This window comes from Rhizobacter sp. P2_G4 (genome assembly GCF_056403575.1).
Window position 1 is genome coordinate 201,796 of the sequence record NZ_JBFUFG010000001.1, and the last position, 19,172, is coordinate 220,967.

Annotated in this window: 20 protein-coding genes; 13 read left to right on the forward strand and 7 right to left on the reverse strand. The window is 66.7% G+C overall.

Annotated features, from left to right (window positions below; all coding sequences use genetic code 11):
* The first annotated feature begins 9 nt into the window (after positions 1-9).
* The 3 genes from AC1DYS_RS00975 (at position 10) to AC1DYS_RS00985 (ending at position 1,545) form a co-directional block, all read left to right on the forward strand.
* Positions 10-471: a hypothetical protein gene (locus AC1DYS_RS00975; protein ID WP_477895162.1), complete on the forward strand. Its 462-nt coding sequence runs from the start codon at positions 10-12 to the stop codon at positions 469-471.
* Between the two features lie 164 nt (positions 472-635).
* Complete coding sequence (locus tag AC1DYS_RS00980) at positions 636-959, forward strand: hypothetical protein (RefSeq protein ID WP_477895164.1); 324 nt, start codon at positions 636-638, stop codon at positions 957-959.
* Positions 960-1,098: 139 nt separating this feature from the next.
* Positions 1,099-1,545: a hypothetical protein gene (locus tag AC1DYS_RS00985; protein ID WP_477895166.1), complete on the forward strand. Its 447-nt coding sequence runs from the start codon at positions 1,099-1,101 to the stop codon at positions 1,543-1,545.
* Positions 1,546-1,595: 50 nt separating this feature from the next.
* Here AC1DYS_RS00985 and AC1DYS_RS00990 read toward each other — a convergent pair whose 3' ends face one another.
* Positions 1,596-2,543, reverse strand: coding sequence for a LysR family transcriptional regulator (locus tag AC1DYS_RS00990; protein WP_477895168.1), 948 nt, complete (start codon positions 2,541-2,543; stop codon positions 1,596-1,598).
* Between the two features lie 188 nt (positions 2,544-2,731).
* Here AC1DYS_RS00990 and AC1DYS_RS00995 point away from each other — a divergent pair, with 188 nt between their 5' ends.
* The 6 genes from AC1DYS_RS00995 to AC1DYS_RS01020 are packed head-to-tail and all read left to right on the forward strand — an operon-like array spanning position 2,732 to position 9,319.
* Entirely contained in the window at positions 2,732-4,216 is a 1,485-nt protein-coding gene (locus tag AC1DYS_RS00995; protein ID WP_477897229.1) for an ABC transporter substrate-binding protein, read from the forward strand.
* Positions 4,217-4,239: 23 nt separating this feature from the next.
* Positions 4,240-5,157 carry an ABC transporter permease gene (locus tag AC1DYS_RS01000; protein ID WP_477895170.1) on the forward strand — a complete coding sequence of 306 codons (918 nt, stop codon included), beginning with the start codon at positions 4,240-4,242 and terminating at the stop codon, positions 5,155-5,157.
* Between the two features lie 29 nt (positions 5,158-5,186).
* Positions 5,187-6,071, forward strand: a complete 885-nt coding sequence (locus tag AC1DYS_RS01005) for an ABC transporter permease (protein WP_477895172.1) — start codon at positions 5,187-5,189, stop codon at positions 6,069-6,071.
* Between the two features lie 10 nt (positions 6,072-6,081).
* Positions 6,082-7,089, forward strand: coding sequence for an ABC transporter ATP-binding protein (locus tag AC1DYS_RS01010; RefSeq protein WP_477895174.1), 1,008 nt, complete (start codon positions 6,082-6,084; stop codon positions 7,087-7,089).
* Complete coding sequence (locus tag AC1DYS_RS01015) at positions 7,086-7,919, forward strand: ATP-binding cassette domain-containing protein (protein WP_477895175.1); 834 nt, start codon at positions 7,086-7,088, stop codon at positions 7,917-7,919. The genes AC1DYS_RS01010 and AC1DYS_RS01015 overlap by 4 nt, the downstream gene beginning before the upstream one ends.
* A complete protein-coding gene (locus AC1DYS_RS01020) occupies positions 7,916-9,319 on the forward strand; it encodes a M20 family metallopeptidase (RefSeq protein ID WP_477895176.1) in 1,404 nt (467 codons plus the stop codon). The genes AC1DYS_RS01015 and AC1DYS_RS01020 overlap by 4 nt, the downstream gene beginning before the upstream one ends.
* 12 nt (positions 9,320-9,331) lie before the next feature.
* Here the strand turns inward: AC1DYS_RS01020 and AC1DYS_RS01025 are convergent, their stop codons facing one another.
* Positions 9,332-10,168, reverse strand: coding sequence for a helix-turn-helix transcriptional regulator (locus tag AC1DYS_RS01025; RefSeq protein ID WP_477895177.1), 837 nt, complete (start codon positions 10,166-10,168; stop codon positions 9,332-9,334).
* Between the two features lie 92 nt (positions 10,169-10,260).
* On the opposite strand from AC1DYS_RS01025, the gene AC1DYS_RS01030 reads away from it, so the two are divergent.
* Both AC1DYS_RS01030 and AC1DYS_RS01035 read left to right on the forward strand, forming a co-directional pair.
* On the forward strand, positions 10,261-11,157 hold the full coding sequence (locus tag AC1DYS_RS01030) for an SDR family oxidoreductase (protein ID WP_477897231.1): 897 nt from the start codon (positions 10,261-10,263) through the stop codon (positions 11,155-11,157).
* 167 nt (positions 11,158-11,324) lie between these two features.
* The gene (locus AC1DYS_RS01035; RefSeq protein WP_477895178.1) at positions 11,325-12,692 is read left to right on the forward strand and encodes a polysaccharide lyase family 1 protein; all 1,368 of its coding nucleotides are present in this window, start codon (positions 11,325-11,327) and stop codon (positions 12,690-12,692) included.
* A gap of 21 nt (positions 12,693-12,713) precedes the next feature.
* Here AC1DYS_RS01035 and AC1DYS_RS01040 read toward each other — a convergent pair whose 3' ends face one another.
* Entirely contained in the window at positions 12,714-13,697 is a 984-nt protein-coding gene (locus AC1DYS_RS01040) for a helix-turn-helix domain-containing protein (protein ID WP_477895179.1), read from the reverse strand.
* Between the two features lie 104 nt (positions 13,698-13,801).
* Here AC1DYS_RS01040 and AC1DYS_RS01045 point away from each other — a divergent pair, with 104 nt between their 5' ends.
* Positions 13,802-14,197, forward strand: coding sequence for a nuclear transport factor 2 family protein (locus AC1DYS_RS01045; protein ID WP_477895180.1), 396 nt, complete (start codon positions 13,802-13,804; stop codon positions 14,195-14,197).
* A 53-nt stretch (positions 14,198-14,250) separates the two neighbouring features.
* Here the strand turns inward: AC1DYS_RS01045 and AC1DYS_RS01050 are convergent, their stop codons facing one another.
* Entirely contained in the window at positions 14,251-15,267 is a 1,017-nt protein-coding gene (locus AC1DYS_RS01050) for a 1-aminocyclopropane-1-carboxylate deaminase (RefSeq protein ID WP_477895181.1), read from the reverse strand.
* Between the two features lie 205 nt (positions 15,268-15,472).
* Here AC1DYS_RS01050 and AC1DYS_RS01055 point away from each other — a divergent pair, with 205 nt between their 5' ends.
* Positions 15,473-15,982 carry an Lrp/AsnC family transcriptional regulator gene (locus tag AC1DYS_RS01055; RefSeq protein WP_477895182.1) on the forward strand — a complete coding sequence of 170 codons (510 nt, stop codon included), beginning with the start codon at positions 15,473-15,475 and terminating at the stop codon, positions 15,980-15,982.
* A gap of 56 nt (positions 15,983-16,038) precedes the next feature.
* Here the strand turns inward: AC1DYS_RS01055 and AC1DYS_RS01060 are convergent, their stop codons facing one another.
* From AC1DYS_RS01060 to AC1DYS_RS01070, 3 genes are all read right to left on the reverse strand, one after another.
* Entirely contained in the window at positions 16,039-16,524 is a 486-nt protein-coding gene (locus AC1DYS_RS01060; RefSeq protein WP_477895184.1) for an SgcJ/EcaC family oxidoreductase, read from the reverse strand.
* Between the two features lie 160 nt (positions 16,525-16,684).
* Complete coding sequence (locus tag AC1DYS_RS01065; protein ID WP_477895186.1) at positions 16,685-17,368, reverse strand: response regulator transcription factor; 684 nt, start codon at positions 17,366-17,368, stop codon at positions 16,685-16,687.
* Positions 17,365-18,990 carry a sensor histidine kinase gene (locus tag AC1DYS_RS01070; protein ID WP_477895188.1) on the reverse strand — a complete coding sequence of 542 codons (1,626 nt, stop codon included), beginning with the start codon at positions 18,988-18,990 and terminating at the stop codon, positions 17,365-17,367. Before AC1DYS_RS01070 ends, AC1DYS_RS01065 begins: the two co-directional genes overlap by 4 nt.
* Positions 18,991-19,172: the final 182 nt, after the last annotated feature.

Sequence of the window (19,172 nt, forward strand, 5' to 3'; positions counted from 1 at the left end):
GGGCCCGCCATGGAACATCAACGCGCCACACCAGTTGCCTCCGCCGCGGCCGCCACCGAAACCGTGGTCACCGAGCGTTCGATCCCCGAACTGGTGGCCGAGGTCTATGAAGGGGCGCCGCCGGTCGAGCGCAGCCACCTGCTCGAGCAGCTCATGCGGCCGCTGGGGGTGCTGTCCCTCTTCGGCATTGCGGGCGGCGTGTTCGCCAGCCTCCGCCTGCGCAGTGGCTGGAACGACGTGCGCATCGAAGACATACAGAACATCGACGCGCCCCAGGTGATGGCCCTCGTCGACCACGCCCAGCAGGTCAGCGTGGAGACGGTCGATGGGTTGGCGCAGATGCTCAGCGCGTCGCCCGTTCTGTCGGGGTCTGCCGCTGCGGCCTTGCTGGTCATCCTGCTCCTGAAGCGCGCTCGCTCGCGCGAGACGGGCCTGCCTCGCGGCAACGCCGCAGAGCCGCGCCGGGACTGAGAGCCTGTGAACAAGTCCGACACACCCGCTCGTGCGCCCCAAACGGCGCCGCTCGTCGTTGCAAATGCTCGCTGTAGCCCGAGCTACAGCTGCGCTTTGCGCCTAGATCGACACCGTTTGGGGCACCCGCTGGGGCGCGCCGGATTCATTCACAGGCTCTGAGCATGGCCCGCTTGCTCATCCATGCGCCCCACGGGACGGCCCGCGACGGGGGCCACTTCGTCGCGCTGCTGCGGCCCTGGCGCGCCTTGGTGGCGAGCTTGCTGGGCCAGGCGCCTTGCGCGCATGCCGACGTGCACGTCGACGACCTGCGCGGCCAGCAGTTCTACGCCACCGAGGACGCGCGATCGGTGCTCGAAGTGCCGCTCCCTGCAGGCACGTACCACGTCAACGTTCGCCTGGGTGACGCGAAGCGGCGCTACACGGTGACGCTGGAGCACGGCGCCACGGTGAATCTCTACCTGGATCGGTCGGCCAGATTGCAGTGACCGGTTCGATCGACCGCTGCACCGCGAGACGGCATGTCAGTTGTCACAGCATCGAACGGCTTCGCAACACAAGGATCACGAGCGCCGATCACGATGCAAATGCGGCATCTACCGCGCATCCACTCGAAAGGCAAACGTGATGAAAACCTCCCGAATCCTGATCGCCGCAGCCACGCTCGCTGCACTTGGTGGCGCCTTCACCGCAGCGTCGGCGCGAGACCTCTCCGCCTCGGCAGACATTGCGCGCGACACGGTCAAAGGCCACGCGTACCAGAACGGCGGCGTCAGCAAAGAACAGGTGGCCGACATGGACCACCACCTGAAACCCTACGACCTGCGCATGACCTTCTCCGAAGGCGGCCACAAGGATTACGCGGCGGACCTGAAGCTGCGCATCGTCGACGCCCAGGGCCACAAGGCCTTCGGTCTCGGCCATGCGGGCCCGCTGACCGATGTGAGCCTGCCTGCCGGCCACTACCGCGTGGTCGCCACGCGCCGCGATGGTGTCCAGGAGAGCAGTGCCGTCGACCTGAAGCCGGGCGAGCCGGTGAACCTCACCCTGCATTGGCCGAAGGGAGAGGTTTGATCCACCGCGCACGTGAGCTGCGCCGGAGGCAAGGATGCCCGCGGCGCAGCTCACGATGCCGATTCAGCCAACCTTCCCTTGAGAAAGCCCAGGAAGGCCTGCGCCGCACTCGAGAGCGTGCGGCCGGTCAGCGTCTGCACCTCGATGTTGCGCAGGTCGAGCCCGCGGTCACGCAGGCCGACGCAGGCCAATTCGCCACGCTCGACCTGGTAGCGGATCGAGATCTCGCCCGCGATCGTCACGCCGTCTTCCGTGTGGCGCAGAAAGCCGAACAGGCTGCTGATGTAGTTGCTGGTGAGCGCCGGCTCGAAGCTCAGGCGCTGGCGGCTGCACACGATGTCGAACAGCTGGCGCACGGTCGTGTCGGGCTCGGGCAGCGCGATCGGGTAGGCCAGCAGCTGGGACACGCTGATCTGCTTGAAGCGTGTTAACGGATGGCCGGGCCGCATCACCGCCAGCACCGGCGAGGGCTGCGTGTGTTCGATCTGGATGCCGCTCTCCGGCGTGCGGTTCATCGTGACGCCGATGTCGGCATCGCCATGCAGGACGCGGCGCGTGCACTCGGCCGGTGGATGCACCCCGAGGTGAAACTGGATGCCCGGGTGCTGCGCCACGAAGTCGCTGGTGAGGCGCGGCATGAACTCCATCGCGAAGCCTTCGGTCGCGACGACGCGCACCCGTCCGCGCCGCATGCCCTGCAAGGCCTGGATGTCGTGCACCGCGCGTTCGGAGTCGTGTGCCGACTTGAGCGCGTGCACGGCAAGCACCTCGCCGGCCGCGCTCGGGATCATGCCGCGCGCGTGGCGGTCGAAGAGCGAGGTGCCAAGCAGGTCTTCGAGCTGCGCGATCGCGCGGCTGATGGCCGAGCCGGCCACGTTCAGGCGCTGCGAGGCCTCGCGGATCGAGCCGCAGCGCACCACCTCCAGAAAGTAGCGCAGCGCCGTGTCCTGCAGCTGGCGTGCGATCTGCGGCGGGGGCTTCATGGGGGCGGTGGTCATCGGTTCTCCAGCGTTGCCCGTTCGGCAACGGACGCATCGATATTCTGTACCGGGTGAAACGCTCATTCGGCCTTCTTCTTGCTCAAACTGCACAGGTCCCGCGTTTCGGCATGACGAAGGAGTTCTCGATGAAGCATGTGTCCACCACCCCGGTGCATCGACGTGTTCTGCGTGTTCTTGTCCTGTGCATGGCGGCTGGCCTCGCGGTCGCGGCGCACGCCGGCAAGGCCAACGACACGCTGGTCTACGCCTCGGACAACGAGGTCGAGAACGTCAGCCCGTATCACAACAACATGCGCGAAGGCGTGATCCTCGCCAACATGGCCTGGGACACGCTGGTCTACCGCGACCAGAAGACCGGCGAGTACAAACCGCAGCTCGCCACCGCCTGGAAGTGGGAGTCGCCGACCGCGCTGCTGCTCACGCTGCGCCAGGGCGTCACCTTCCACAACGGCGACAAGTTCAGCGCCGACGACGTGGTCTTTACCTTCAACGTGATCACCGCGCCAGAGGCCAAGATCGCCACCCGCCAGAACACCGACTGGATCAAGAACGCCGAGAAGGTCAGCGATTACCAGGTGCGCATCAACCTGAAGACACCCTTCCCGGCGGCGTTCGAATACCTGGCCGGCCCGACGCCGATCTACCCCGCGGCCTACTTCCAAAAGGTCGGCATCGAGGGTTACAGCAAGGCCCCGGTCGGCACCGGCCCGTACAAGATCACTGCGGTCGTGCCTGGCCAGGGCGTGACGATGGTGAAGAACGCGGCTTACTACAAGGACAGCCCGCTGGGCCAGCCGCGCATCGGCACCGTGAAGTTCTCGGTGGTGCGCGACCCCGAGGCCCGCGCGGCACAGCTGATGACGGGCGCCGTCGACTGGATCTGGCGTGTGCCGGCCGATCAGGCCGAGTCGCTGAAGGCCACGCCCAACATGAACGTGCTGAGCGGCGAGACCATGCGCGTCGGTTTCGTCTCGATCAACAACAACGGCACAACGCCCGAGGCCGCGCCGTTCAAGGACGCCCGCGTGCGCCAAGCCGTCAACCACGCGATCAACCGCAAGGCCATGGCCGACAGCCTGGTGCGCGGCGGCAGCCAAGCCGTTTACGCGCCCTGCTTCCGCACCCAGTTCGGCTGCGACACCGCCAAGGTGACGCCCTACGACTACAACCCCGCCAAGGCCAAGGCATTGATGGCCGAGGCCGGCTACGCGAACGGCTTCGACACCGACCTGTGGGCCTACCGCGAGCGTGACTACGCCGAGGCCATCATCGGCGACCTGCGCAAGATCGGCATCCGCGCGCGCCTGCATTTCGTGCAGTACCCGGCCCTGCGCACCGAACTGCGCGCCGGCCGCGCACCGTTGACGTTCCAGGCCTGGGGCTCGTTCGGCGTCAACGATGCGTCGGCCTTTGCCGGCAACTTTTTCAAGGGCGGGCCGGACGACACCGCGAAAGACCCGCAGGTCATCGCGCTGCTGCAGACGGCCGACGCCACTGTCGACAAGGCAGAGCGCAAGGCCAAGTACGCGCAGGCTCTGCAGCGCATCTCGGCTCAGGCGATGTGGGCGCCGCTGTTCTCGTACTCGACCAACTACGCGTTCACGTCGGACCTGAAGTTCGAGGCTCAGCCCGATGAGTTGCCGCGCTTCTTCCAGGCGAGCTGGAAGTAGGCACGACAGGCACCAACGCCGTCATGCTGACCTACATCGTTCGCCGGCTGCTCGTGGGCCTGAGCGTGATGCTCACAGTGGCCGTCGTCAGCTTCATGCTGCTGCACCTGTCGGGCGACCTGGCCACCGCGATCGCGGGGCCGGAGTCCACCGCGGCCGACGTCGAGAAGGTGCGCGTGCAGTACGGGCTCGACCGCCCGATCACACTCCAGTTCGCAGACTGGCTGGGGGCAGCGGTGCAACTCGACTTCGGGCGCTCGTTCTACTTCCAGAACACGGTGATGGAGCTCATCGGCGAGCGCCTGCCGGTCACGCTGAAGCTCGGTGGCGTCGCGCTACTGCTGGCGGTGCTCGTGGCCATCCCGCTCGGCGTGCTGGCTGCCATCTACCGCGACAGCTGGGTCGACCGGCTCTCGCTGCTGGTGGCCGTGGTCGGGCAGGCGATGCCGAACTTCTGGTTCGCGCTGACGCTGATCCTGGTGTTCTCGGTCGGACTCAAGTGGCTGCCGGTGGCCGGCAACACGAGCTGGCAGCACTTCGTGTTGCCGGCCATCGCGCTGGGCTACTACGCCATGCCTTCGCTGATGCGCCTCACGCGCGCCGGCATGCTCGACGTGCTGGGCTCCGACTACATCCGCACCGCGCGGGCCAAGGGCCTGAGTCCGGCGCGCGTGGTCTTCAAGCACGCGCTGCGCAACGCCATCATCCCGGTGATGGCGCTCGCTGCCGTCGAGCTCGGCTTCATGCTCGGCGGCTCGGTGGTGATCGAGTCGGTGTATTCGATGCAGGGCCTCGGCCAGCTCGCATGGGATTCGATCTCGCGCAACGACTACCCGGTGGTGCAGGCGGTGGTGTTGATCATCGCGGTGTTCTACATCGGGCTGACCTTCGTCGCCGATGTACTCAACGCCGCGCTCGACCCGCGGGTGCGCACCCGCTGAGGCACACGATGTCGAGCAGCCACCTCATCATGTCCGCGCCCTTGCCCTTGCCGCCGATCCCCGCGTGGCGCCGCGGCTTGCGCCGCAGCCTCGGCCACCGAGGCCTGGTGCTTGGCAGCGTGATCCTCGGCCTGATCGCTCTCGCGGCGTTGTTCGCGCCCTGGCTCGCACCGCACGATCCGTATGCGCAAGAGGTCACGCAGCGCATGATCCCGCCGGCTTGGTACGCCAAGGGCAGCTGGGAGCATTTGCTCGGCACCGACAAGCTCGGCCGCGACTACCTCAGCCGGCTGCTGTACGGCGCCCGTGTTTCGCTGTTCATCGGCCTCGCCACGGCGCTGATCTCGGGCCTGATCGGCACGACGATGGGCGTGCTCGCCGGCTACTACGGCGGGCGCGTCGATGCGGTGGTCAGCTACATCATCACGACGCGGCTGGCGCTGCCGGTGGTGCTGGTCGCGCTGGCCACGGCGGCGCTGGTCGGTGGCTCGCTGAAGGTCGTGATCGTGCTGCTCGGCCTTCTGCTGTGGGACCGCTTCGCGATCGTCACGCGCTCTGCCACGCAGCAGCTGCGAGACGCCGAGTTCATCGCGGCAGCCAAGGCGCTGGGTGCCTCCACGCCGTACATCCTGCTGCGCGAGCTGCTGCCCAACCTGATGAGCGCACTCACCGTGGTTGCAACGCTGGAGATGGCGCACGCGATCCTGCTCGAGGCCACGCTGTCGTTCCTGGGCCTGGGCGTGCAACCGCCGACGCCGTCGTGGGGACTGATGGTGGCCGAGGGCAAGGCCTACATGTTCTTCCAGCCCTGGGTCATCGTGATTCCCGGCGTGGTGCTGGCGGTGCTGGTGCTGGGCATCAATCTCGTCGGCGATGGCCTGCGCGACGTGACGGCGCCGGATGGCCGCAACTGAGGAACCCGCCATGACCGTTCCCAAGGACTCATTGCTTCTCGACGTGAAGAACCTCCGGGTGGACCTGCCAACCGAACGCGGCCTGCTGCGCGCCGTGCGCGGCATCGACTTCCAGGTGCGGCGCGGCGAGATGCTGTGCCTCGTTGGCGAGTCGGGTTGCGGCAAGTCGATGACCTCGCTTGCGCTGATGGGCCTGCTGCCGCGCAAGGCGCAGCGTAGCGCCGACCACATCCGCTTCGACGGCGTCGACCTGCAAGGCCTGCCCGAGCGCGAGATGAATGCGCTGCGCGGCGCACGCATGGCCATGATCTTCCAGGAGCCGATGACCTCGCTGAATCCCTCATACACGCTGGGCGACCAGCTGTGCGAGGCCTTGCGGGCACACCGCCCCAGCACCGCAGCGCAGGCGCGCGAGCGCGCGGTCTACCTGCTCGAACGCGCCGGCGTGCCGCAGGCTGCGGACCGTTTGCGCCAGTACCCGCATCAGCTCTCCGGTGGTCTGCGTCAGCGCGTGATGATCGCGATGGCGCTGATGTGCGGCCCCGACCTCATCATTGCCGACGAGCCGACGACGGCACTCGACGTGACCATCCAGGCGCAGATCCTGAGGCTCATCCGCGAGCTGCAGCGCGAGTTCGGCACCGCGGTGGTCTTCATCACGCACGACCTCGGCGTGGTCGCACGCATCGCCGACCGCGTGGCGGTGATGTACGCCGGCGAGATCGTCGAGACCGCGCCGGTCGCCGAGCTGTTCGCGCAACCGTCGCACCCGTACACGCGCGGGCTGCTGAGCTGCATTCCCGTGCGCGGCAAGACGCTGCCCGGCAGCCGGCTGCAGTCCATTCCTGGTGTCGTGCCGAGCCTCATCGGGGCGGTGTCGGGCTGTGCGTTCGCGAACCGTTGCCCTGAAGTGCGAGACGCCTGCGTGCAGACGCCGCCGCGGGTCGAACTCAACTCACACCATGTGGTGCGATGCGTCGCTGCAAGACCGTCGCACATGTACTCAGAGGCAGCATGATGAAGTCGGCTTACGCGCTGGAGCTGTGTGCGCTGAGCCGCACCTTCACGCTCAAGCGCGGCCTGTTCAGCAAGCCCGGTGAGATCAAGGCAGTCGACAACGTCTCGCTGCGCGTCGCCAAGGGTGAGACGCTGGGGCTGGTGGGCGAATCCGGCTGCGGCAAGAGCACGCTCGCGAAGATGCTGCTGGGCCTGCTCGCACCCACGTCGGGCAACGTGCTGCTGCATGGCCAGGAGATCGACCCGCGCCAGCGCCGTGCACGCGCACGGCAGATCCAGCCGATCTTCCAGGACCCGTACTCGTCGCTGAACCCGCGCCGCACGGTGGCCGACATCGTCGGCGTGCCGCTGCGCATCCACCAGGTGGGCTCGCGCGCCGAGCAGCAGCGGCTGGTGCGCGAGACGCTCGACCTCGTCGGCATGCCGGAGCGCACGCACCAGCAGTACCCGAACCAGCTCTCGGGCGGGCAGCGCCAACGTGTGGCGATCGCACGCGCGCTGGTGCTGCGGCCCGACATCCTCGTCTGCGACGAGCCGACCTCGGCACTCGATGTCTCGGTGCAGGCGCAGATCCTGAACCTGTTGATGGACCTGAAGGCCGAGTTCGGGCTGACCTACTTCTTCATCAGCCACGACCTCGGCGTCGTCGAGCACCTGGTCGACCGCGTGGCCGTGATGCACCGCGGCGCCATCGTGGAGCTGGGCACGCGCGAGCAGATCTTCGCGCGGCCCGAACACCCTTACACCCGTGCGCTGCTGGCCTCTGCGTTGTCGCCCGAGCCTGGTCTCGGCATCCCTGAAATTTTTGTCCCGGAAGGAATCGCTGCATGACCCGTCAGCACGCCATCGATCAAACCCTTGCCTGCTTCGACGACGGCCGCTTCCAGCAGGCGTTGGCGCGCCGCGTCGCGATGCGCACTGAAAGCCAGGACGAGGCGAGCGGCCCTGCACTGCACGCCTACCTGAGCGACGAGATCGCGCCGCACCTGGAGCGCCTGGGCTTCAGCTGCCGCATCGTCGAGAACCCGGTGACGCCACGTTGTCCCTTCCTGCTCGCCGAGCGCATCGAGCCGGGCGCCGCATTCACGCTGCTGACCTATGGCCATGGCGACGTGGTGCGCGGCTACGATGCGCAGTGGCGCGCGGGCCTCAACCCATGGGACATCGTCGTCGAAGGCAACCGCTGGTACGGGCGCGGCACGGCCGACAACAAGGGCCAGCACACCATCAACCTCGTCGCGCTCGAGCAGGTGCTTGCGGTGCGCGGCGGCACGCTCGGCTACAACGTGAAGATCATTCTCGAGATGGGCGAAGAGGCCGGCTCCCCCGGTCTGAACGAGGTCTGCGCACAGCACCGCGAGCTGCTGGCGGCCGATCTCTTCCTTGCCTCCGACGGCCCACGCGTGGCGGCTTCGCGCGCGACGATGTTCCTCGGCTCGCGCGGCGTGTTCAATTTCGGGCTGCACCTGAAGCTGCGCGATGGTGGCCACCACTCGGGCAACTGGGGCGGTCTGCTGCGCAACCCCGGCATCCGTTTGGCGCATGCAATCGCAAGCCTGGTCGACGCGAAGGGCCGCATCCTCGTGCCGGGCCTGCTGCCGGCCGAGCTGCCCGAGAGCGTGCGCAGTGCGCTGCAAGACATCGAGGTCGGCGGCGGCCCCGGCGACCCGGAGATCGACCCCGACTGGGGCGAGCCCGGCCTCTCGCCCGCCGAGCGCGTGATCGGCTGGAACAGCCTGGAGGTGCTGGCCTTCACCACCGGCAACCCTGCCATGCCGGTGCATGCCATTCCGGCCGAGGCGCGCGCGCATTGCCACATGCGCTACGTCGTCGGCAGCGACGTGGCGAACTTCCTCGCGCACATCCGCGCGCACCTCGACGCGCAGGGCTTCGACGACGTCGAGCTGCGCGGCACCGAGATGCACATGGCCGCAACCCGGCTCGACCCAGACGACGCGTGGGTGCGCTGGGGCCTGGCGTCGATGGAGCGCAGCACCGGCAAGCGGCCGGCCTTGCTGCCCAACCTCGGCGGCTCGCTGCCCAACGACGTGTTCTCCGAAACGCTGGGCCTGCCGACGCTGTGGGTGCCGCACTCGTATGCGGCGTGTTCGCAGCACGCGCCAAACGAACACATCCTCGCCGACCTCACGCGCGAGTCGCTGCACATCATGGCGGGGTTGTTCTGGGACCTGGCCGAAGAAGGGCCGGCGGTGATGAAAGAGCGTTCGTGAGCGACGGCCCAGCTAGGATGCCGGCATGGCGTCGATCAATGACCGCACCACATCCGAATCAGTCGGTGTGATCGGGTTGAAGATCACCATGGTGAGGTCGGGCCGGCCGTCGACGACAAACGCGGAGTACTCGAGATCGAGCGGCCCGACCCGCGGGAGATGGAGACGCTTGGTTCCTTCTCCATAGCCGCGAACATCGTGCTCGCGCCACAGGGCCTCGAACTCGGGGCTGCGCTCGCACATCTCGGACACGAGCGTCTTGACGTTCTCTGCGGCACCGGCACGCGCTGCATCGGCGCGAAACGCGGCCACCACGAAGCGTGCGACGCTGTTCCAGTCGTCCTGCTTGCTCCGCACGGCCGGGTCGCAAAAGATCCGGCGCAGGATGTTGCGCTGATCCGGTTCCAGCGCGTCGTAGCCGAAGACGGCCGATGCGGCGCGGTTCCATGCCACCAGGTCCCAGGTGAGCGTCTTCACATACGCCGGGCTGCGTTCCATCGCATCGAGCACGCGCCGAAGGCGCGGAGAGATGCCCTCGGGGGCACGGACGCCGGACTCAGCGCGACGCCCGAACGCCAACAGGAACAGGTGCTCGCGCTCGACGTCGGTGAGCACCAGGGCCTGCGCGATCCGGTTGAGCACTTCGGCCGACGGTGCACCGCCTCGGCCTTGCTCGAGCCAGGTGTACCAGGTCACGCTGATGCTGGCCCGCTGCGCCACTTCCTCGCGCCTGAGACCAGGCGTTCGCCGACGCGTTCCGACCAGCCCGAAGTCGGCCGGGTCCAGCTTCATCCGGCGGTCTTTGAGGTAGGCGCTCAGTGCCGGGTCATGCGAAGAAGAGGTCGACATCCAGTTGGTTCTTATACCTGTATAAGGTCACGCCTTTACGCCGTTGGATTCTGAATCGAAAGTCATCTCCATCACAACGATGGAGTTTGTTCATGCGTGTATTCGTTACTGGCGCCACGGGGTTCGTGGGCTCGGCAGTGGTTCAGGAACTTCTGGGTGCGGGCCATCAGATCCTCGGCCTGGCCCGCACCGAGGCTGCCGCGGCGAGCCTGGTGGCGGCGGGCGCCGAGCCCCAACGAGGCTCATTGGAAGACCTCGATGGCCTGCGCCGAGCCGCGGCGAGTTGCGATGGGGTCATCCACACTGCTTTCAACCACGACTTCTCGCGCTTCCGCGAGAACTGCGTGTTGGATCAGCGTGCGATCGAAGCACTCGGCGCGGCGTTCGAAGGCTCTGATCGCCCATTGGTCGTGACGTCTGGCCTGGCCCATCTGGCGCCCGGCCGTCTCGCAACGGAAGCCGATCGCCCGGTGGCCGACCCAGCGATATTCCCGCGCGTCTCCGAAGCGACGGCTGACCTACTCGTGAAGAAAGGCGTGCGGGCGATGGTGGTCCGGCTGGCGCCCTCGGTTCACGGGCGCGGAGACCACGGCTTCGTGCCGATGTTGATCAACATCGCTCGCGAAAAGGGCATCTCCGTCTATGCAAGCGATGGGCAGAACCGCTGGCCAGCAGTTCATCGCCTCGACGCCGCCCGTCTGTACCGTCTGGCCCTGGAGAAGGGCGCAAACGGCGGCGACCGTTTTCATGCGGTCGCCGAGCAAGGTGTGGTCTTCAAGATCATCGCCGACGCCATCGGAAAACAACTCTGTGTGCCGGTCGTGGCCAAGAGCCGCGAAGAGGCCGCCGCGCACTTCGGCTGGTTCGCGATGTTTGCGGCGATGGACGCGCCGACATCGAGCGATCACACGCGGTCCCGGCTCGCGTGGGAGCCCACGGGCCCTGGCCTTCTTGCAGACATGAACGAGGCCGGTTACTTCCTGCCTTGAGCCCCGCAGCAGGGAGCCGCGAACCCTTCCTGTTTACGCGCAGGGTGTCACGGAAACGACTGGGAAGGGTGGCCGTTGAGAAGTTGGCAATGATTCGGGAATGACTTGCCGGTGGCTGGCAGGTACATTCCGCGCCGCCCTCAAACCGCCGTGAAAGAAGAGCCCTCGTGAACATACGACTCAACCTGTCGACCCTGATCGCGGCGGGCATTGCTGCTGTTGCCATCACCGTATCGGTCGCAGCCTGCGGCGGCGGCAACTCATCCGGCGGTACGGTCGATGCGCCAAGTGCGCCCAACCAGGGAGCCTCTGCCCCGACGGGATCGACGCCGACCGACCCGACAGCCACTGCAAGTTCGCCGGCGGGGTTCGCTGCAGGCGTGACAGGGGGTGCGGGCGGCGAGGTGGTGACCGTGAGCACGGCGGATCAGCTGGTGCACGAACTCTGCCGCACGATGGCTTCCACGGGCTGCACCGACACCGCTGCGCGCACGATCAAGATCGAGTCGACGATCGACTTCACCAGCAAGTCGCTCACGCCGGTGGCCGGCTGCCTGACGCCGAACACGGCCTCGCCGACCAAGACATGCGCTGCGCCGAAGCAGCGCGAGATCATGCTGACCGCCCAGGATTGGCAGCTGCCCTACTGCGACGGGCAGACCAAGTCCACCTACAACTACGACCCCGTCGGTACCGGCGGCATTCGCATCGGCTCGAACAAGACCCTCCTAGGCGTCGGCGCCAACGCCGGCATCAAGGGCCGGGGCCTGCTGCTGAAACAGGGCGTCACCAACGTCATCATCCGCAACATCTCCATCACCGACATCAACGAAGGCAAGGTGTGGGGCGGCGATGCGTTGACCATCAACGATGCCACCGGCGTGTGGGTCGACCACAACCGCTTTGCCCGCATCGGGCGGCAGCTGCTGGTGACCGGCGACGGAACGGCCACAGCCAAGGTCGACATGCTCACCGTCTCGAACAACGAGTTCGACGGCCGCACCGACTACTCGATCGACTGCAACAGCCGCCACTACTGGAATATCCTGCTCTACGCCAACGGCCGGGTCACGATGAGCGGCAACTGGCTGCACGACTTCGACGGCCGTGCGCCGAAGATCATCTCGCAGGGCACCGGCGCCGTCGCGCAAGTGGTGAACAACCTGTTCGAGAACAGCGGCGGACACGCGCTCGACTACGAAGGCGACCCCACCCTCGTTCTGCTCGAGGGCAACCAGTTCCTGAATGTCCCGTCGCCCGTCGCCGGCTCGGCCGACCCGGCACACCGCGGCAAGTTGTTCGGCTTCTATGCATCGACCACTGCGGCTACGGCGGCGACAGCATCGTGCAACGCGGCCTTCGGCCGGCCGTGCAAAGCGAACATCGCTTTGCCGGCGCCCAAGACCGACTACATGGCGCAGGACAGCGCCCCAATCGACGCGATGAAGAGCGAGGCCACGCGCCTCGTCACGCCTTACGCCACCGAGGACGTGCCGACCGCGGTGCGAGCACACGCCGGGGTCGGCAAGATCTGAGCGGCGGAAGCCGCGGGAGCGTCAAGCCGGTTGGTGCTGCCTGCGAAGTTCGAGCGGCGTGCAGCCCGCCTCGCGCCTGAAGAACTTCACGAAGTTGCTGGGATCGTCGAAACCGAGGCTGTCGGCGATCGCCGTCACCGAGAGCGTCGTGTGGACCAACAGGCGCTTCGCTTCCAGGCCGACGCGCGACGCGATGAACGCTTTGGCCGTGAGGCCGGCCACGCTTAGGGTCGCGCGCGACAGTGTCTTCTCGGTACACCCTAACGCGTTCGCATACAGAGCGACCTGATGCCACTCGGTGAAGGACTGCTCCAGGAGCTGCTGGAAGCGCCGGAATCGACGCAATTCCGATGGCGCTGCGGCTTGCAGGTCCTCACGATGCCGCTGCACCATGTGCAGCCGGATCAGCAGCGCGCAGAGCTGATGCCGCAGCAGCGCATGGATCTCGGGCACCAGGCCCTCCTGTTGCGAGTCCGCATGCATTCGTGAGAGAGCGTCTCTGACGACACGGAATTCGGCGGCCGGCAGCGCGAGATGCCGAGGCAGCCCCGCAAGAATTCCGATCAGGTTCACCTCGGCGGTCTTGTCGCTCGCGGCACCCGAGGGCGCTGCGAACAAAAACTCCGGACGAAAGAGCACCAGCCAGCCGTCCCAATCGCTCGTGACGTCGTACTGCTCGGTCTGCGACGGTTGATGGACGACCAGCGATCCAGGCTCGCAGGGAATCGGACTGAAGTCGATCACATGCGTGCAACTGCCTTCGGTGACGCACATGAGCTGGTGAAACTCGAGCCGATGCGCGCTTCGAAGCTCTTCCGCAGCGATGCGCGCCTTTAGCTTGCGCATCGACAGGATTTCGATGTCGAGCGCGTATGGGGCCGCAGGGCGGTAGCCGATGCGTTCGATGTCATCGCTCGGCGCGGAGGGGCGTGTGCGTCTCATTGTCCGTTTATCACCATAAGTCCCCCGTATTCTGACCGTGAGTCTGCCGCCATTTGTTCGCAAAATGACCGCATGCGCTGCGTTGTGCCAAACACGTTGCTCCCCCGGACGACGGGCGCGGCGCGCAATCTCAAACCCCTCTCAATCGTTGAACGGAGAAACATCAGATGATGCCCATCGAACTCGCTCAGACCTACATCCGCGCGGTGCAAACCGGAGATCAAGCGGCGCTTGGCACGCTCTTCGCAGCGGATGTCGTATGGCACCAGCCAGGCAAGAATCGGTTCTCCGGCACGCACCGCGGCTTGCACGCCGTCGTCGAGATGCTCGGCGGCATGATGGGCGTGTCGCGCGGATCCTTCCGCATCGAGCGCGCGAGCCGCTACATGGAGAACGGCGGCTGGGTCACGATCGAACTCGACTTCGCTGCCGAGCGCGACGGCATCAGCCTGGCCCAGCCGGGGATCGATCTCTTGAAGATCGACAACGGCAAGATCGCCGAGGTGCGCTTGTTCTCAAGCGACCAGGACGCAGAAGACATTTTCTGGGGCCTGGCGAGCTGACTCGCCATGGAGGCGAGCGCTGTGGACTCAATCAACCGAGCGCCGCGCCGCCCTCAGCCGTTGCGAAACAGGAAGCTGTAGGCGTTGAGCGCCGGCACGCCGCCCAGGTGGGCATACAGGACCTTCGAGCCCGCAGGGAACTCGCCGCGGCGCACCTTGTCGATCATGCCGTGCATGGACTTGCCCTCGTAGACGGGGTCGGTCAGCATGCCCTCCTGGCGTGCGCACAGGCGGATCGCTTCCAGCGTGCCGGTGTTGGGCAGGCCGTACTCGGGGCCGCCGTAGCGGGTGTCGAGCACCACGTCTTGCGCGGTGATCTCGCGGCCGAGGTCGAGCAGCTTCGCGGTGTTCTGCGCGATGCGAAGAATCTGCGCATGCGTTTGCGCCGGCTTGGCCGACGCATCGATGCCGATCACGCGGTCGGCGCGGCCATCGGCGGCAAAGCCCACCACCATGCCGGCCTGCGTGCTACCGGTGACTGAACACACGACGATGTAGTCGAACTTGAAGCCCAGTTCGGCCTCTTGCGCGCGCACCTCTTCGGCAAAGCCCACGAAGCCCAGGCCACCGAGTGGGTGCTCCGAGCAGCCGGCCGGGATCGGGAAGGGCTTGCCGCCGGCCTTGCGCACGTCTTCCATCGCCTGCTCCCAGCTCGGGCGGATGCCGATGTCGAAGCCGGCTGCATCGAGCCGCACATCGGCACCGAGGATGCGCGACATCTCGATGTTGCCGACGCGGTCGTACACGGCGTCGGAGTAGTTGACCCAGTTCTCCTGCACCAGCACGCACTTCATGCCGAGGTGCGCTGCCACGGCCGCCACCTGCCGCGTCTGGTTGGACTGGATGCCGCCGATCGACACCAGCGTGTCGCAGCCCTGGGCCAGCGCTTCGGGGATCAGGTACTCGAGCTTGCGCGTCTTGTTGCCGCCGAAGGCCAGGCCGCTATTGCAGTCCTCGCGCTTGGCGTACAGCTCGACCTCGCCGCCCAGGTGCGCGCTCAGGCGCTTGAGGTGCTGGATCGGCGTGGGGCCGAAGGTCAATGCGTGGCGGGGGAAGCGTTTCAGGTTCATGGCTCGTGACTGTGGAGTTGGGGGCGGCGCCCAGGCATCGAAGCTGGCGAACAGGGAAGGCATGCTCGGATCGCTTTCATCGCTGCGGACGATCGCTCCATGGTAGAAAAAATGCCTGTTTTCAGGGTTGCAAAATCGGCTGCGCTGAAGAAACATTGCCCTGGTATCTCGTCATCCCGGCGAGAAAAGTTTCTGCAAGTCGACCATGAGCGCAACAAAAGTTCGTGCCACCACATCGCCGCCTGGCTCGCTCACGCACGAGATCGACCGGACCGACAAGGCCATCCTGCGGTCGCTGCAACGCGACGCGTCGCTCTCGAACGTGGCGCTGGCGGCCAAGGTGAATCTGAGTGCGCCGGCTTGTTTGCGGCGTGTCGAGCGGCTCAAGCAGATGGGCCTGATCACCGGCATCGTTGCGCTGCTGAACCCACGTGCGCTCGACGCCGGCATGCTGGTGATGATCGGCGTGGTGCTCGACCGGTCGACCCCTGACTCGTTCGCCGACTTCGAGAAAGCCGCCGCGAAGGTCTCGGGCTGCATGGAATGCCACATCGTGACCGGCGAGTTCGACTACTTCATGCTGCTGCGCACGCGCGACAGCGACAGCTTCAACCGCCTGCACGCCGAGCAGCTGCTGCACCTGCCGGGGGTGCGGCAGATCCGGTCGTTCATGGTGTTGAAGCAGGTGCTGTCGACGACGCAGTTCCCGATCTGAGACCAGGTTCAAGCAGAACGGCCGGGGCGTGAAACACCCCGGCCGTCATCCCACGCTTACTTGCCCTTGACAGCCTCAGGCATGGCCGACGAATGGTGGTGCGCGATCAGCCACTTGTCGTTCTCGAACTCGTAGACATAGGTGTAGCGGGCGTGCACCGTCTTGCCGTCCTTGAACTTGAAGGTGTAGGTGCCGATGTCCTGCGCGATGTTGCAGCCGATCTTGATCGTGCGGCTGTCGATCTTGCCCTGCGGCGCGTTCTTCAGGAACTTCACGAAGTAGTCGTGGATCTCCGCCGGGTTCGTGCGCGGGGTGTTCGACACGGTGGCCAGCAGCACGCCATCGCTCGCGTAGTTGGCGACGACCTTGTCGGCGTCCAGCGTGCGAAGCGAGTCGTTCCAGCGGTCGAACAGCGCGGCAACCTGCTTCTCATCGGTGGGCTTGCAGGTGGCGCCAGCCGGTGCCTGTGCGAAAGCGGGAGAGGCCAGGCCGATGGCGACCATGGTGGCTGCGGGAAGGAGAGCTGCGCGGAGCAGGTTCATGAAAGTCCTCGTCTAGGGTTGAATGACACCGTGTTTTTTTCGGTGCTGCATCGCAATCGATGCATGGCGTCATTGTTTCGACGAGCGATGAACGGCGACCCTCACCGAAGGTGATGAATGGGTGATGTTTTGATGAACATCTGATGAACGCGGCGCGGCGTCAGCCCGCATCCGCATCGAGCCGGTAGCCCAACCCGCGCACGGTCTTGATCAGCGCGACCGGGTGGCCTTCGTCGACCTTGCTGCGCAGGCGCCGCACATAGACGTCGACGACATTGGTCAGCGGGTCTTCGTTCGTGCCCCACACGTTCGAGAGGATGCGTTCGCGGCTGTACACACGCCCCGGCGTGCTCATCAGAAGCTCCAGGAAGGCGAGTTCGCGTGCCGTCAGAGCGATCGGCTTGCCGGCCCGGCTGACTTGCATGCGCTCGCGGTCGAGCAGCAGGTCGGCCACCTGCAGCGTGGTCGCGCGCGGGCGCTGTTCGCGGCCGCGGCGCAGCAGCGCCTCGATGCGCGCCAGCAACTCCTCGAAGGCGAAGGGTTTGGTGAGGTAGTCGTCTGCGCCGAGGCGCAGGCCGTTCACCTTGTCTTCGAGCTTGCTCATCGCGGTGAGCATGAGCATCGGCACATGGCTGCCCTCGGCACGCAGCGTCTGGCACAACTCAAGCCCGCTGAGGCCCGGCAGCATCAGGTCCAGGATCAGCAGCGCCGGCTCGGTGGCACGCGCAAGCTCCAGGCCCTGCGGACCGGTGCGGGCTAGCTGCACGCCGTAGCCTTCGGCCTTCAGGCCGCGCAGCAGGAAATCGGCGACGCGCACGTCGTCTTCGACCACCAGCAGGTTCATGACTGTGCCTCCAGCTCTGCGTGGCAAGGCAACTCGATCCACACGGTGGTGCCACGGTCGATGCGGCTCTCGATGCGGATCTCGCCGCGGTGCGCCCGCACGATCGCCTGCGCGATCGACAGCCCGATGCCGGTGCCGTCGGGCCGGTGCACGCGCGCACGCTGCCCGCGCACGAAGCGCTCGAACACGAGCGGCAGTTCTTCGGCGTCGATGCCGATGCCTTCGTCAATCACCATGATGTCCATCCTGTCGTCGCGGGGCTGCCAGCCCAGCCGCACGGTGCCGCCGCGCCGCGAATAGCGCACCGCGTTGTCGAGCGCGATCACCACTGCCTGGCGCAGCCGGTCGGCATCGGCATGCACGGTGGCCGGCATGCCGCTGGCATTCGCCGGCACATCGAGCTGCACGCTGACCTCATGCTGCGCACCGAGCGCCTCTGCCTGCTCGGCGGCGTCGCGCAGCAGGGCGAGCAGGTCGACCGCATCGAAGTGCATCGACAGCTGCTCGGCTTCGGCGCGGGCGATGAGCAGCAGGTCGTCGATGACACCAGCCAGCTGCTTCACGCCGCCGACGATGCGCGACAAGGTCTGCTTGTATTCATCGGCCGGCTTGTCCGCGCCACGCAGCGCGATCTCGGCCTCGCCGCGGATCGCCGTGGCCGGCGTGCGCAGCTCGTGGCCCAGGTCGGCAAAGAGCTGGCGGCGGCGCGCGTCGACGTGCTGCAGCGCGTCGTGCGCCGAACTCAACTCGCGGGTGCGCGCCTGCACCGCATCTTCCAGCCGGTGCCGTGCCGCGTCGGCGTCGCTGCGGTGCTGCTGCAGCTCGGCGGCCATCGCGTTGAAGTGCCCGGCCACGCGGTCGAACTCGTCGTTCGACCCGAGTGCGACGCGGTGCTCCAGCTCGCCCGCCTGCAGAGCCTTGATGCCGGCGAGCAGGCGGTCGAGCGGCCGCTGCAGCCGCCGGCCCATGTGCATGGCCAGCACCGCGGCTGCCACCAGCGTGACCAGCACCATGATGCCGGCCTGCAGGCGCAGCAAGTCGAGCCCGCGTTCGGTGATGGCGCGCGCGGCGGGTACCGCTTCGCGCTGGCGCTCGATCGCGCCGTTGATGAGCTCTCGCAGGTCGCGGCCGCGTGCCTTGTCGAACACCTCGTTGAGTTCGCGCCAGACGGTGCTGAATTCGGCGCCGCGCTCGAGCGGCGTCAACTGCACGAGCCGCGAGCGCACCGCGGCGATGTTGTCGTCCAGCAGCTCGGTGACGGCCACCAGCTGATGTACTTCGGGCGGCACAGGCGCGCCGTCGCGGGCCGCGAGTTCGCTCTGTGCGTCGAGGTCGCGCGCCGCAAGTTCCTTCAGGTTGCCCGCACTCGACTGCATCTGCGCGAGCAGCCGGTCGCGCACGTCGAGCGATGCATCGGCGCCCATCAGCTGCTGCGATGCCCAGACGCGCAGGCGCTGCTTGTTCGCCGACAGCGCCAGCAGCTCGGACAGGATGTCGCTTGCGAGCCGGCTGTGCTGCGCGTGCGAGTGCACGCGGACCGAACCCCAGTGGACGAACGCGGCCTGGATGCAGACGAGGGCCACCAGGGCGGCGAATGCAAGCGAGAGGCGGAGTCGGAACATGCCGAACTTTATCGCTCGCCTGTACGTCAGAGCTTGGTCATATCTCCGTCACCCATGACCCTGTGCCGCTCCGGGCATTTCGTTCCTGGCATCGCAGCGCGAGAAAAAGCGATTGGCCCGCAGACATCGCCGTCGCTAGCATGCCCCGGCGATAAAACCAGCGCGCACGCACGCGCACCACG

Excerpts from the sequence above, each read along its gene's own strand:
- AC1DYS_RS00980 (WP_477895164.1), top strand. The coding sequence starts at position 636 with ATGGCCCGCTTGCTCATCCATGCGCCCCACGGGACGGCCCGCGACGGG.
- AC1DYS_RS01015 (WP_477895175.1), top strand. The coding sequence starts at position 7,086 with ATGATGAAGTCGGCTTACGCGCTGGAGCTGTGTGCGCTGAGCCGCACC.
- AC1DYS_RS01010 (WP_477895174.1), top strand. The coding sequence starts at position 6,082 with ATGACCGTTCCCAAGGACTCATTGCTTCTCGACGTGAAGAACCTCCGG.
- AC1DYS_RS00975 (WP_477895162.1), top strand. The coding sequence starts at position 10 with ATGGAACATCAACGCGCCACACCAGTTGCCTCCGCCGCGGCCGCCACC.
- AC1DYS_RS01060 (WP_477895184.1), bottom strand. The coding sequence starts at position 16,524 with ATGAACCTGCTCCGCGCAGCTCTCCTTCCCGCAGCCACCATGGTCGCC.
- AC1DYS_RS01020 (WP_477895176.1), top strand. The coding sequence starts at position 7,916 with ATGACCCGTCAGCACGCCATCGATCAAACCCTTGCCTGCTTCGACGAC.
- AC1DYS_RS01050 (WP_477895181.1), bottom strand. The coding sequence starts at position 15,267 with ATGAACCTGAAACGCTTCCCCCGCCACGCATTGACCTTCGGCCCCACG.
- AC1DYS_RS01025 (WP_477895177.1), bottom strand. The coding sequence starts at position 10,168 with ATGTCGACCTCTTCTTCGCATGACCCGGCACTGAGCGCCTACCTCAAA.
- AC1DYS_RS01005 (WP_477895172.1), top strand. The coding sequence starts at position 5,187 with ATGTCCGCGCCCTTGCCCTTGCCGCCGATCCCCGCGTGGCGCCGCGGC.
- AC1DYS_RS00985 (WP_477895166.1), top strand. The coding sequence starts at position 1,099 with ATGAAAACCTCCCGAATCCTGATCGCCGCAGCCACGCTCGCTGCACTT.
- AC1DYS_RS01070 (WP_477895188.1), bottom strand. The coding sequence starts at position 18,990 with ATGTTCCGACTCCGCCTCTCGCTTGCATTCGCCGCCCTGGTGGCCCTC.
- AC1DYS_RS01030 (WP_477897231.1), top strand. The coding sequence starts at position 10,261 with ATGCGTGTATTCGTTACTGGCGCCACGGGGTTCGTGGGCTCGGCAGTG.
- AC1DYS_RS01000 (WP_477895170.1), top strand. The coding sequence starts at position 4,240 with ATGCTGACCTACATCGTTCGCCGGCTGCTCGTGGGCCTGAGCGTGATG.
- AC1DYS_RS01055 (WP_477895182.1), top strand. The coding sequence starts at position 15,473 with ATGAGCGCAACAAAAGTTCGTGCCACCACATCGCCGCCTGGCTCGCTC.
- AC1DYS_RS01065 (WP_477895186.1), bottom strand. The coding sequence starts at position 17,368 with ATGAACCTGCTGGTGGTCGAAGACGACGTGCGCGTCGCCGATTTCCTG.
- AC1DYS_RS00995 (WP_477897229.1), top strand. The coding sequence starts at position 2,732 with ATGGCGGCTGGCCTCGCGGTCGCGGCGCACGCCGGCAAGGCCAACGAC.
- AC1DYS_RS01045 (WP_477895180.1), top strand. The coding sequence starts at position 13,802 with ATGATGCCCATCGAACTCGCTCAGACCTACATCCGCGCGGTGCAAACC.
- AC1DYS_RS00990 (WP_477895168.1), bottom strand. The coding sequence starts at position 2,543 with ATGACCACCGCCCCCATGAAGCCCCCGCCGCAGATCGCACGCCAGCTG.